Genomic DNA, 12,813 nt, shown 5'->3' with positions numbered 1-12,813 from the left:
ACTTTTAACGGATTATATATATTCTTAAGATTAGTCATTACAAGCAGATTATTTTCCACAATTATATGGAAGTACAAAAATAAAAGCAGATTTTTCGATATAAAATAGCAAATAATTGCCTATTCCGTGGATTATTATTGTTATTTCGGGAGTATCACCTAATAAAAACAAAAGGGAAACTTTCTCACGAAAACCTCCCTCCTTCTTGGTGTGTCCATCAATTATGTTAAAAAATAGGATCTAAAATCCAACTGTAATAATATTATAAGGTGATTGGTGTTCCATTATAGAAGTCCAGTATCTTAGCACGGAAGATAAAGTTATACTTCGATTGCGTTTGCTCGGCAAGGCTCTGCGCATACTTAGTTTTCGCTTCACTATATTCGAAAACGGTACTCTTACCCGCACCATAACGTTCTTCCGCATAAGAGAATGCTATTTTACTCGCATCGACCGATTTGTCGGACGATACATATTTTTCTTGTGCAGCCGTGGCATTGTAATAAGCCTGCTGGATTTCCTTATAAAGTGTCTTTTTCGTGTTCTCCATCAGCAACTCGCGATTGTGGATAGCGATACGGGCAGAACGAACACTGTTACGCACCTGGAAACGATTGAAGATCGGAATGCTCAGACTGAAACCGATCGATTTCTGTCCGTTATTCTTCAACTGGTCACTAAACGGAGCATTATTATAATCTCCATCACCGAAGTTATGATAATAACCGTTGCTGTAACCTGCACTGAAATTCAGTTTGGGATAATAACCAGCCTGAGCCACCTTCAGCATTTTCTTCTGGCTTTCGAGCAGGTATTCCTGTTCCTTGACCTGCGGTTTAACACCGACTGCATAGTCGTACACCTGATCTGGCGGGATAATGCTACTCATATATTGTTCAACAGCATCACCTGTTTCGGGTTCAAGCACGTCGAAATTTTCGCCATCACGTTCCAGTTCGAGCGCTTGAGTAAGATCAAGCAATGCCAGTTTCACGTTATTTCTCGATTCAGTCAGGGTTACTTCGTCTTTTGCCAGTTGCGCTTTCATATCATACAATTGTGACTCCGGGACTTTTCCCGCATTATAAAGCGCCTCCGTCTTTGTTACCTGCTCCGAACTAAGTGCCACCTGCAATTCGGCAATTTTTAACATTTCCTTATTATAAAGAACCTGCAGATAATAGGAAGCCACATTTATAGAGAGATCTTCCTTCGCTTTATTCAGTGTCTCGATAGATGCTTTCAAGTCCAGCTTGCGCGCTGCAATATCGTTAGGGATCTTGAAACCATCGAATATAGGCATACTCAACTGGATATTAGCAGACGTATTTGCCGAGTTACGGTCTACGATCAGACCGTCCTTCGATTCAGACCGACCAAAACCGAAGTTTTCATTGATACTGGCATTCAGGTTGGGTAACCAGCTATATTTGCTGGTATGCAAGGTCACTTCCTGATTCTGCCGTTCCAGTTCTTTCTGCTTCAGGTCGATATTATTTTCAATAGCGTAACGGATACATTCCTCCAGCGACCATTGTTTTGGCGCCTCCTGTGCTCCCGCCGGGAGACAGAAAAGGAAAGAAGCCAACGCTATAGATGATATTACTTGTTTCATAGCTTATTCGTTTAAATTTTATTTCTTATTCGGAGCAACAATACCGCCACGAATCTTATCATTTTCAGCCAAACCATCCTTCACTTCAATCTTGATACCGTCAGACAGGCCGACTGTTACAGGACGTTTCTCGAACAGTTGTTCCGGTTTCTCCTGCGTCACGATCTGCACGAAAGTAGAATCGCCGCTGAACTCTACGCAGCTTTCAGGAATAGTAATTACATCTGTCGCCCGTTTCAGAACAATCTCGGCATTGGCGCTGTAACCGGCACGGATAAAGGCATCTTCCGGCATCTGTACGGCAGCTTTAATTTCGAACATCACGGCACCGTTTTCTTCCACACCTTTCGGAGCTACGTATTCCAATACGGCATCGAACGTACGGCTATCCAGTGCACCGACAGTCAATTTGATCGGCATTCCTTCATGGATACGACCCACTTCCGTTTCATCCACTTTTCCACGGAAGATCATATTATTCATATCGGCTACAGAAGCAATCGTCGTACCGTCGTTGAAGGTATTCGACTGAATCACGGAGTTACCCACCTTGATAGGAACATCCAAAATCATACCGGTGATGGTAGAGCGAACCTGCGTCGTACTGGATGCTGCAGACCTGCGGGAAATACCTTCACGGATAATCTCCAATGCATCCTGTGCATTCTCAGCTTCTTCCTGTGCTTTTTTATAGTTAGACAAAGATGTTTCATAATCTTCTTTCGCGATAACTCCCTGCTTGTGCAGTTCTTCATCCCGTTTATAGGTAGCTGTGATCTGTTCCAGGTTGATCTTAGCCACACGTACACGCGATTCGGCACTGTTTAACTGAACCATTTCCGGGATCACCTTGATTCTTGCAATGATCTCGCCTTCTTTCACCATCTGACCGGCTTCTTTCAGCAATTCGGAAATAATCCCCGACATCTGAGGTTTGATCAAAACTTCGTCGCGAGGTTCTACCTTTCCGGTCGCTACGGTTTTCGTTTCCACGGAGTCGCGCTTGGGCGTTACTACTTCATAAACAGTAATAACAGGTTGTGATTTTTTCCACAAGAAGTAGAAAGTGCCGATCACGGCGGCTCCCACCAATACTAAAAAGATGATTCGCAGGACTTTCTTTACGATACGATTCTTCATGATTATATAGTTTACTTTAATTGACAAATGATAGTATGTTATTCTTCTCTGATTGCATCAATAGCTTTGATCTGCATGGCTCTCCAGGCGGGAATCAATCCAGCCATCAAGCCACTGATAAGTAACACGAATGTAGCGACAACTGCTGTTCCGATATGGATCTCCGGGTTACTGAAGAAAGTGCCGTTATTAGCCTCTTGCCCGCCGCTTGCCAGCATTCTGTTCACCACATCGAGCAGGAATACCCCGCAACTCAGCCCCATTAATCCCGCCAAAGCCGTAAGCAACAAGCTCTCGCTCATGATCTGAGAAATGATATCGAACGGTTTGGCACCGATAGCACGTCGTACACCGATCTCGCGGGTTCGTTCCCGGACAGTCACCATCATAATATTACTAACTCCGATGATACCGGCCAACAGTGTTCCCATACCCACCAGCCATACAAGAATATTGATTCCGGTAAAAAGCATATCGAATGTCTCGAACTGCTTGGCTATCGTAAAACTACTAACAGCCTGCGGGTCGGTCGGTGAAATCTCGTTCTGCATTTTCAATACCGCCGTGATATCATCCACCATCTTCTGACAATTATATCCATCCTCCGCCGTAGCGCACAAGAACCAGAATTTATCACCCTGGTTGGCCACCTGCTGCAAAGTTGTAAAAGGAGTCATAATACTCTCTTCCGTACGTCCGCCAATCTGTACGCGCGGTTTGGGTTTTACCACACCGACCACCTGATAATAAATACCGTTCACGCGGATATACTCGCCAATCGGATCTTCACCTGGAGAAAATAATACTTCACGGACAATACTTCCAATCACACAGACCTTACGCCTTTCCAATACATCTATCTCATTCAGCAAACGGCCTTCCAGCACATGCTGCGTTTCAATCTGAAAATATTCTGAGTGCACGCCACGTACATTATATGTACCAGCCTTCTGTCCTCTCACCACATTATTCTGTCCGCCCCACGACATGGCCATCGGCGAAAGGTAGCGAACACCTTTCACACGCTGACGGATCGTTTCCAGGTCGCGGTTACGCATCTGCCAATAACGTCCTTTCTTATATCCTTTATACGCTTCACCGGTACGTTCGGAAAAGAAGAAAGCAGAGTTTGTTGCAAAGCCGTCTACTCCCATCAATACTCCATTCTTAAACCCTGTACCGGAACCCAGCAGGATAACGAGCATCAAAATTCCCCAGAACACACCGAATCCGGTCAGAAAACTTCTGGTCTTGTTGCGGGTGATTGTCACCCATATCTCCACCCAACGGTCTATATCGAACATATCTTTCTGTTTTTATTCGTTTCTCATGGCCTCGATAGCCGTAATTTTCACTGCCTTACGTGCCGGGAAATAACCAGCCAACACACCCGCTGCGATAATCAAAAGGGTAGCAGACAAGGCGACACTCAGACTTACCGTCGGATTCAGGAATATACTCATATCATCATTCGAAGAGGCTTGTCCCATGTTGTTACTCTCCATCACAGCATTGATGGCTTCCGTCAGTCCTACCCCGGTTATCATTCCAATGTAGCCGAACACTGCCGTTATCAGGATAGACTCCACGATGATCAGTTTCAGGATGGAGAACGGAGTAGCACCGATCGCTTTACGGATACCGAACTCACGGGTTCTTTCCCTTACAGTTATTAACATGATATTACTCACTCCCACGATGCCGGCAGCCAGTGTTCCGATACCGATAATCCAGATAAACAAGGTAATACCGTTCAACATACCGTTAAACATGGCAAAATCTTCAATCGTACTCCACATACCGATCGCCCGCAAATCTTCCGGATCAAAATAGTGTCGTTTGCCCATCTGCTGACGGAAACGTTTCTCAAAGGCTTCATATTCTTCTTTGGTGCTGACACCATCCAGGGAGAAGATTATATTATCCAGGCCATAGCCCGAACGATACAGTTGCTGTGCAGTAGAAAAAGGAATATAGGCCGGTGCATTGTTATTATTATCCTCATCTGTATAGATTCCGATTACCTGATAAGCAATATCACTGGCATTTATATATTTACCTAACGGGTCTTCTCCCCTGAAAAGGACTTCTTTCATTCGCGGACTAATAACGATCACCTTTCTCTTTTGCAGGACATCCACTTCATTAATAAAACGTCCGTTGCCTACTGTCATCGTGATCTTGTCGATTATAGCTTTGTCCGGATGGACTCCCTGCAACGAATAAGTATTATATTCCTCTTTATATGAAAGTGTATCGCTTTGATAGAGAATACCCGATACCAGGTTTACTTCCGGATTCTGTTGCTTCAGTGCCACCAGATCGTCGTCTTTATACTTGATCCGTCGGTTCGTCTGCATTCCCTTATAAGGTTTACTGGCAAAGCGGGGCCATGTCTCCACACGGTTTCCCGCCCAACGGTCGAAGTTTTTCATGATGCCGTTCTTCATCCCGTTGCCCGCTCCCAGCAGGACGATCAGCATAAAGATCCCCCATGCTACGGAAAAGCCGGTGAGGAATGTACGGAGCTTGTTCTTTTTGATCGTACTCCATATCTCGCGGAAATTATCAAAGTCGAACATATCCTTTTCCTCTTTCTATGTTTTCTATCAAACCATCCTTGACACGGATGATCTTTTCTGTTGCATCGGCTACGGATTGTTCGTGGGTAACGATCACCATAGTCATGCCTTCTTTATTCACATTGCGAAGCAGTTCCATTACCTCGACCGTTGTAACACTGTCGAGTGCACCGGTCGGCTCGTCAGCCAGGATCACCTGTGGTTTGGCAATCAGGGCACGGGCAATCGCAACACGCTGTTTCTGTCCGCCGGACATTTCACTCGGCATATGTTCCGCCCAGTCTCTCAGACCGACCATATCCAGATACTCCATAGCCATGGCATTTCTTTTCTTGCGGTTCATTCCCTGATAATATAAAGGAAGAGCCACATTCTCCATCGCATTTTTAAAGGAAATCAGATTGAACGACTGGAAAATAAAGCCGATCATCTGGTTACGAAGTTCAGCTGCACGCGTTTCGCTCAGATTCTGAATCAATTGTCCATTCAAATGATAGGTACCCGTATCGTAAGTATCTAATATTCCCAGTATGTTCAACAGTGTCGATTTTCCCGATCCGGAAGCTCCCATGATCGAAACCATCTCTCCTTTTTCTATCTCCAGGTCTATACCTTTCAAGACATGCAACGGAGCACCATTGAAATACGTTTTGTTAATTCCTTTCAGCTGAATCATAATATCTGTCATTACTTTTTATTATTAGACGTACACATTGCCAAAAATGTTACATATTTAAGGAACTTTTTTATTCTCTGACGGAACAAATATATGCCTATATAAGATACCTTGTATCGCAAGGTACTAATATTTAATCTATATTAACACTAACTTTCCTAATCATTCAGAAAAGAAATGGTAAACAACTTAATTAATAAAGTCATTAAAACCGGACATACTGCATCTTTTCAAATATTTTTTATATAAATAGTCGAATTTATTCAAAATCATACTATATTTGTTTTAGAGCATTCGCTTATAAATCAAAGCCTTAGTTTCTTCCATTTAATTCTCGTTTTGTGATTGATAATTGTCAGCCATACGGTTGATAACCATCAACCGTTGATTACCTGCATAGTAATTCTATTTTCCCGATATAGTAAATGATCTTTCCCCCTACACTTTTTCCGATTATCACCGGACTATTTCTATAATCCCCCCTTCCTTTTGTATATTTGTACCGCAGAAAGCAACTTAATCACAGGATATCATGTTTTATTTACATGAAAACAAAAGAAAACAGTATGAGGCTTACTTATATTTATCACAGCGGCTTTGCCATCGAAGCAGACGGATATGCCATCCTGATCGATTATTTTAAAGATTCGGGGAAAACTCCGGATACGGGATTCGTACATGACGAACTGCTTCATCGCGCAGGTACATTATATATACTGTCCTCCCATTTCCATTCGGACCATTTCAACCCGGATATTCTGAAATGGAAAGAGATAAAACCGGATATCAAATATATTTTCTCCAAAGATATCCTGAAACGGAAACGTGCAAACGCCGAAGACGCCACTTATTTGAAAAAGGGAGACGTATTTGAAGACGAACATCTGCGGATACAGGCTTTCGGTTCGACCGACGTCGGTATTTCTTTCCTAATAGAAGCGGAAGGCAAACAGTTGTTTCATGCAGGCGACCTCAACAATTGGCATTGGAAAGACGAATCCACCCCACAGGAAGTGGCAAAAGCAGAGGGCGATTACCTACATGAACTGACAACACTGGCTCAAACGGTACAACATCTGCATCTGGCCATGTTTCCCGTCGATCCACGTATCGGCACGGACTTTATGCGAGGTGCTGAACAGTTTATCGATAAGATAAAAACGGATGTATTAGTTCCGATGCATTTCTGGGAACGTCCGGCCGAAATAATGGCTTTCGGACCTTATGCAGAGTCAAAAGGATGCCGTTATATATTGTTGTCCATTCCTGGAGAAGGCACTGATTTTTAATTTATAAAGAAAACAATCATGGAAATTAAAGGCAAATTTGATCATTTCAACATCAACGTACTCGACCTTGAAAGAAGTATCGCTTTCTATAACAAGGCGCTGGGATTGAAAGAACACCACCGGAAAGAAGCAGCCGACGGCTCCTTCATCCTTGTTTACCTGACAGACGATCAGACTGGTTTCCTACTGGAACTGACCTGGCTAAGAGATCGCAACGAACCATACGAACTGGGAGATAACGAAAGCCATCTCTGTTTCCGCGTGGCGGGTGATTATGATGAAGTCCGCAAATTCCACAAGGAAATGGACTGCGTATGTTATGAGAACACCGATATGGGATTGTATTTCATCAACGATCCGGACGATTACTGGATCGAGGTATTGCCGGCTAAATAAAACCGGGCAAGCTGTCCATATACCAAAATTGTATCAGCCCTTTACAGGCAATACAATTTTGGTCAACCTTTCATCATAAGGTTGTTCCTTCTTTATATAATAGAATTCGTAGGCCGAACCTTCCGGTTCATATCCTTTCTGCATGATCCAGGCCGTCATTTCTCCGTACAAATAATCCATCTCTTCATAATTGCCTTTGAACATACAATGGACCACTTTCGTCTGGGGAATGACACGAGGTTGCAGGTTTTCATCACCATCCATCCAGGTAGAGAGGGGAAAACAAATCTCCAAATCCAGGTTTTCCACATCCAGATTCAAATAATCGTGGTAAATAATAAAAGGAACATCGGTCATATATACTCCGGTAGGACGGAGAAGAGCTAATACATTTTCGCGCTTTTTGGCAAACAGCCTTTCCAATTCTTTGTAGCTGATTTTCATGCGGGCCGATAAAACAGGTTGTTCCGCCCGGAGCATGAGCCGTATGTCTGAAACCTGTGGCATAGTGTTATTCATTAATGGGTTAAGAATTTATCAAAGATAAAACAATCATTGAAAGTAACACTATCCGAAGATGTGAAAAAGCTGAAAATGACATATTTTGATCCTGTAGTGTGACACGTAAAAGCCGTGTAAGTGATTGTGTGACTATGATTTAATTCATTGATTACACCTGCAATTCCGTTTGCAGTAGTCTGAGAGTACGTGCATTGCGAGTAATCTCTTTGTGCGAAGCTGCTCTGACAAAGTACCCTTTCCGAAAGGAATAGACCGAAGCGTGAGTGGAGGTTAAGGCAGATAACATCGTTCTGCCGAGGGGCGAGACTTGATGGTATGGTCAACCAATGTGAATGTCCGATAAACATCGTTACGAAGAACAAGCCAAATGATGTTGAGGGCTTCGCTCCAAAAGCGAGGCTGTAGGCTTGAACCAAAAGGTGCGCAGTCGGTCAACTCCCTGTCCAGGTGGGGTTGCACGGACATAATGACTGCCGGTGGATAGGACAGACCTAACCCATTATCGTCACTTGCATGGAACGTGGTAAGCCCGTATCTCTCCCCCTCTTTGAGGAGGTAAGCGAGCCGCAAGGCAAGCCTATATGGGGTGCGGGTATAGGAACGTGGAAAAAGCGAATGCCGCTCTGTAATGGAGCGGATACGGATTGACCTCATTGCCATGTATGGCAGGGAGCCACATCATCCGACACGAAAGTGTGCCCACTTCCACAAGGTAACTCTTTACAATAAACTTATAGAACTTCTAAAGAAAGGAAAGCAAATGAACAAATCGAAAGAAAAGTGTGCGCCTGAAAATATGGTCCTCTCTGATACCGAACGTTGGAAAAGCATTGACCGACACAAGGCAGAGGAGTATGTTCGGAAGCTGCAAGCACGTATTGTAAAGGCTCAAAGGGAAGGCAGACACGGCAAGGTCAAGTCCTTGCAATGGCTGTTGACCCACTCGTTCTACGGTCGCTATCTTGCCGTAGTCCGGGTTACTACTAATAAGGGTAAAGACACCGCAGGAGTTGACCATGTAAGGTGGTCGTCCGATGCGGCAAAAGTCAAAGCTATTGACACACTCAAACGCCGTGGCTATCAACCGATGCCCCTGCGCCGTGTGGAAATACCGAAGAAGAACGGGAAGAAACGCCCCTTGGGAATCCCTACGATGAAAGACCGTGCGATGCAGGCTCTCTATCTGATGGCTCTCGACCCTATTGCGGAAACGACAGGCGACCAACACTCCTACGGCTTCCGTAAATATCGCAGCTGCCAAGATGCAATAGCCCAGTGTCACAATGTCCTTTCAAGGGATGTTGCCCCCAAATGGATTTTGGAGGGAGACATCAAAGGATGCTTCGACCACATCAGCCATGAATGGCTTCTTAACAATATCCCTATGGATAAGGGGGTGCTGAGAAAATGGCTCAAAAGTGGTTATGTATTCAATGGAAGTCTTTTTCCGACCGAGGAGGGAACTCCACAAGGAGGCATAATCTCCCCAACCCTTGCCAACATGACTCTTGACGGGCTACAATCCCTTGTCCAAAAGGCGGTGAAACCCTATTGGCAACCTACCGCAGACGGACGTAAATGGATTAAGCCCAAAATCAATCTCGTGCGCTATGCTGATGACTTTATTGTCACTGCAAAGGATAAGGAAACAATTGAGGATGTTATCCTGCCCCTTATACGGCAGTTTATGGCAGAACGTGGACTGATGTTGTCGGAAGAAAAGACAAGGATTACTCATATCAGTGAGGGCTTTGATTTCCTCGGCTTCAACATCAGGGAATACAAGTCAAACGGAAAACTTCTGACTAAGCCGTCAAAGGACGCGATGAAGAATTTCTGTGACAAGGTTCGTACGAAAATCAAGAGCAACAAGTCGGCAAAGGCTTCCTCACTTATAAGGATGCTTAACCACATGATTCCCGGATGGGCAAACTATTACCGTTACGGGGCATCATCGAAAGCATTCTCACGTGTGGACTACGAGGTGTACAAGACGCTTTGGCAATGGGCAAGACGCAGGCATCCGAAAAAGGGCAAACATTGGATTAAAGACAGGTATTTCAAACAATTGCATGGACGTGAATGGTGCTTCGCCACTATAACCAAGAACAAGAAGTCGGGTAAGGAAACGACTTTAAGTCTTAAAAGGCTGGCGGACACTCCCATATTGAAGTACGTGCGTGTCAGAACCAATACTAATCCATACGACCCTGCCGATGCTCCTTACTATGCACGGCGCAAGTCAAAGAACACGGAGAACCAACTACGTGAGATTGATGACCTGCTGCGTATGATTTGGATTCACCAAGAAATGCGTTGCCCAATCTGTGGAGAGATTATTGACGATGAACGAAGATGGACGACTATCAAGGAGACTGTCAACGGCAAACCGTTCAAGATTCTCATACACAGTTCATGCAAGAACAAGAAGTTTAACCCTAATAAAATTAGTAGGAAATGAGGCAGAACTATTCCTTCAGTAAGAATGGTAATGCGTTGCTTGAGCCGTGTGAGGGGAAACTCTCATGCACGGTTCTTAGAGGGGAAAGCCCCAGCAATGGGGCTGACCTACTCGACATTAACTAAACTTACATTTATCGTAATATTCTAAAACGAATTTCATTCTACATTTTTTTGAAGAAAATCATTGCAGCTAACCATATTCCTCTTATATTTGCTTTCCAGAAAACTCATTATTAATCATAAATATAAAATCATGGAGAAGCCTTATGTAGTAGGTATTGATATAGGCGGTACCAATTCTGTTTTCGGTGTTGTGGATGCAAGAGGAACAATCTTGTACAGTGGATCAATCAAAACAGGGAAATATAGTGATATCAATGATTATGTTACCGAACTCGGTCAGGGTCTGTCATTAGTGATTGATCAGGCTGGTGGTCCGGACAAAATCAAAGGTGTAGGCGTAGGAGCTCCTAATGGTAACTTCTTCAACGGCTGTATCGAATTTGCCCCAAACCTTCCGTGGAAAGGCAAAATTCCTTTGGCACAGTTGATCAGCGAACAAATCGGAGGTATTCCTGTTGCATTGACAAATGATGCTAACGCTGCCGCAATCGGAGAAATGACTTACGGTGCAGCACGCGGTCTGAAAGACTTTATCGTAATCACGTTGGGTACAGGTGTTGGCAGCGGTATCGTTATCGGCGGTAACCTGGTTTACGGACACGATGGATTTGCCGGTGAACTTGGTCACGTAATCATGCGTCGTAACAATGGACGTCCTTGCGGTTGCGGTCGCCAGGGATGTTTGGAAACGTATGCTTCGGCAACAGGTGTGGCTCGTACAGCCCGCGAATATCTGGAAATCCGTAAGGACGACAGTTTGTTGCGCGAACTCGATCCGGACGAAATCACTTCAAAAGATGTATATGAAGCTGCGATGAAGAATGATAAATTGGCTCTCGAAATCTTCGATTTTACAGGAAACATTCTGGGAGAAGCTTTTGCTGATGCTGTTGCATTCTCAAGTCCGGAAGCTATTATTCTATTCGGTGGTCTTACCAAGGCTGGTGATCTGATCATGAATCCGATCAAACGCTCAATGGAAAAGAACATGCTGAAAGTGTACGAAGGTAAAACAAAACTTCTTTTCTCTCAATTGAAAGAAAGCGATGCTGCCGTATTAGGAGCCAGCGCTTTAGGTTGGGAAGTGAAAGAGTAATCGTATTTACAGGGGTTCTGCCCCGGATCAAGGGCGGCTTTAAGCCGCCCTTATTCATTTATATACATTTATAATAAACCTATCCTATGAGTCATCCTTTACATCAGTTCGTCTATTGCCCCAAATGTGGTGCCAAGACATTCGTAGAACGCAACGAAAAAGCCAAACAGTGTACAACATGCGGTTTTGTTTATTATTTCAATCCTTCGTCGGCTGTCGCCTGCTTTATACGTAACGCGACAGGTGAAATGCTACTAGTACGACGCGCCAAAGATCCGGCGAAAGGTACACTCGATCTGCCGGGAGGGTTTGTCGATATGTACGAGTCAGCGGAAGAAGCGGCTCATCGCGAAGTAAAAGAAGAAACAGAACTGGATATTACCGAATGCCGTTATTTGTTTTCAATTCCTAATTTATATATGTACAGTGGTTTTGAAGTACACACAGTAGACATGTTTTTCGAATGCTATGTGGAAAGCTTCGACGGAGTCCATGCGGAAGATGATGCCGCCGAAATCGTAATTACAAAAAAAGAGGATTTAAATGCTGATGATTTCGGATTGATGTCGATAAAGAAAGCGATCGAAATTTATAAAAAAAGTTACAGTTAACTTTCACCTCTTTATCACTACAATTGACAATTAGGAGAGCGGGACATTCCGCTCTTTTTATTTTCCACATAATATACATCTACACCTCATGTTTCTTATAATATTTTTCTCAAAAAGAGGCTATATAATCATAAATTCCATCTTAGTTCTAAAAGAACTCCGTACTAAATATCTGGCACAAATGTATTAATTATTTATTACCCACTGTTATTTTACGTCAACAAAAGTGATATTATGCTTTATTTTTAACACTTTCAACAATTGCATAAAAACAAGAACCCCGAAAACAAACCACAAACT

At 43.7% G+C, this 12,813-nt stretch carries 12 protein-coding genes; 6 read left to right on the top strand and 6 right to left on the bottom strand.

The annotated features are described in order from the left end of the window. Positions 1-262: 262 nt before the first annotated feature. From BQ7394_RS03940 to BQ7394_RS03920, 5 genes are read right to left on the bottom strand one after another with little or no spacing between them, the layout of a single operon-like run. Positions 263-1,615, bottom strand: coding sequence for a TolC family protein (locus BQ7394_RS03940; RefSeq protein WP_075556173.1), 1,353 nt, complete (start codon positions 1,613-1,615; stop codon positions 263-265). An 18-nt stretch (positions 1,616-1,633) separates the two neighbouring features. After that, a complete protein-coding gene (locus tag BQ7394_RS03935) occupies positions 1,634-2,755 on the bottom strand; it encodes an efflux RND transporter periplasmic adaptor subunit (protein WP_075556172.1) in 1,122 nt (373 codons plus the stop codon). Between the two features lie 38 nt (positions 2,756-2,793). Further along, positions 2,794-4,059, bottom strand: a complete 1,266-nt coding sequence (locus BQ7394_RS03930; protein ID WP_075556171.1) for an ABC transporter permease — start codon at positions 4,057-4,059, stop codon at positions 2,794-2,796. Positions 4,060-4,071: 12 nt separating this feature from the next. Next, the gene (locus BQ7394_RS03925) at positions 4,072-5,337 is read right to left on the bottom strand and encodes an ABC transporter permease (protein WP_075556170.1); all 1,266 of its coding nucleotides are present in this window, start codon (positions 5,335-5,337) and stop codon (positions 4,072-4,074) included. Further along, a complete protein-coding gene (locus BQ7394_RS03920; RefSeq protein WP_075556854.1) occupies positions 5,324-6,013 on the bottom strand; it encodes an ABC transporter ATP-binding protein in 690 nt (229 codons plus the stop codon). Before BQ7394_RS03920 ends, BQ7394_RS03925 begins: the two co-directional genes overlap by 14 nt. Positions 6,014-6,579: 566 nt before the next feature. Between BQ7394_RS03920 and BQ7394_RS03915 the strand changes: the two genes are divergently transcribed. Continuing rightward, complete coding sequence (locus BQ7394_RS03915) at positions 6,580-7,302, top strand: MBL fold metallo-hydrolase (protein WP_075556169.1); 723 nt, start codon at positions 6,580-6,582, stop codon at positions 7,300-7,302. Positions 7,303-7,320: 18 nt separating this feature from the next. Then, positions 7,321-7,698, top strand: a complete 378-nt coding sequence (locus BQ7394_RS03910; protein WP_075556168.1) for a VOC family protein — start codon at positions 7,321-7,323, stop codon at positions 7,696-7,698. Between the two features lie 33 nt (positions 7,699-7,731). On the opposite strand, the gene BQ7394_RS03905 is transcribed toward BQ7394_RS03910, so the two are convergent. After that, positions 7,732-8,217, bottom strand: coding sequence for a GyrI-like domain-containing protein (locus tag BQ7394_RS03905; RefSeq protein ID WP_235848664.1), 486 nt, complete (start codon positions 8,215-8,217; stop codon positions 7,732-7,734). Between the two features lie 516 nt (positions 8,218-8,733). Between BQ7394_RS03905 and BQ7394_RS26425 the strand changes: the two genes are divergently transcribed. The 4 genes from BQ7394_RS26425 (at position 8,734) to BQ7394_RS03885 (ending at position 12,513) form a co-directional block, all read left to right on the top strand. Beyond that, complete coding sequence (locus BQ7394_RS26425; RefSeq protein WP_262497509.1) at positions 8,734-8,868, top strand: hypothetical protein; 135 nt, start codon at positions 8,734-8,736, stop codon at positions 8,866-8,868. A 112-nt stretch (positions 8,869-8,980) separates the two neighbouring features. Further along, positions 8,981-10,681, top strand: a complete 1,701-nt coding sequence (gene ltrA / locus BQ7394_RS03895; protein ID WP_075555540.1) for a group II intron reverse transcriptase/maturase — start codon at positions 8,981-8,983, stop codon at positions 10,679-10,681. Between the two features lie 255 nt (positions 10,682-10,936). After that, complete coding sequence (locus tag BQ7394_RS03890) at positions 10,937-11,902, top strand: ROK family protein (protein ID WP_075556166.1); 966 nt, start codon at positions 10,937-10,939, stop codon at positions 11,900-11,902. Positions 11,903-11,988: 86 nt separating this feature from the next. Further along, the gene (locus tag BQ7394_RS03885; RefSeq protein WP_075556165.1) at positions 11,989-12,513 is read left to right on the top strand and encodes an NUDIX domain-containing protein; all 525 of its coding nucleotides are present in this window, start codon (positions 11,989-11,991) and stop codon (positions 12,511-12,513) included. Positions 12,514-12,813: the final 300 nt, after the last annotated feature.

Source organism: Parabacteroides timonensis (assembly GCF_900128505.1).
Lineage (GTDB): Bacteria > Bacteroidota > Bacteroidia > Bacteroidales > Tannerellaceae > Parabacteroides > Parabacteroides timonensis.
Note: the sequence above shows the minus strand (reverse complement) of the source record. Positions and strands in the feature narration are given on the sequence as shown.

Coding starts and splice junctions, on each gene's coding strand:
- BQ7394_RS03940 (WP_075556173.1), bottom strand. CDS start 1,615: ATGAAACAAGTAATATCATCTATAGCGTTGGCTTCTTTCCTTTTCTGT.
- BQ7394_RS03935 (WP_075556172.1), bottom strand. CDS start 2,755: ATGAAGAATCGTATCGTAAAGAAAGTCCTGCGAATCATCTTTTTAGTA.
- BQ7394_RS03930 (WP_075556171.1), bottom strand. CDS start 4,059: ATGTTCGATATAGACCGTTGGGTGGAGATATGGGTGACAATCACCCGC.
- BQ7394_RS03925 (WP_075556170.1), bottom strand. CDS start 5,337: ATGTTCGACTTTGATAATTTCCGCGAGATATGGAGTACGATCAAAAAG.
- BQ7394_RS03920 (WP_075556854.1), bottom strand. CDS start 6,013: ATGATTCAGCTGAAAGGAATTAACAAAACGTATTTCAATGGTGCTCCG.
- BQ7394_RS03915 (WP_075556169.1), top strand. CDS start 6,580: ATGAGGCTTACTTATATTTATCACAGCGGCTTTGCCATCGAAGCAGAC.
- BQ7394_RS03910 (WP_075556168.1), top strand. CDS start 7,321: ATGGAAATTAAAGGCAAATTTGATCATTTCAACATCAACGTACTCGAC.
- BQ7394_RS03905 (WP_235848664.1), bottom strand. CDS start 8,217: ATGAATAACACTATGCCACAGGTTTCAGACATACGGCTCATGCTCCGG.
- BQ7394_RS26425 (WP_262497509.1), top strand. CDS start 8,734: ATGGAACGTGGTAAGCCCGTATCTCTCCCCCTCTTTGAGGAGGTAAGC.
- ltrA (WP_075555540.1), top strand. CDS start 8,981: ATGAACAAATCGAAAGAAAAGTGTGCGCCTGAAAATATGGTCCTCTCT.
- BQ7394_RS03890 (WP_075556166.1), top strand. CDS start 10,937: ATGGAGAAGCCTTATGTAGTAGGTATTGATATAGGCGGTACCAATTCT.
- BQ7394_RS03885 (WP_075556165.1), top strand. CDS start 11,989: ATGAGTCATCCTTTACATCAGTTCGTCTATTGCCCCAAATGTGGTGCC.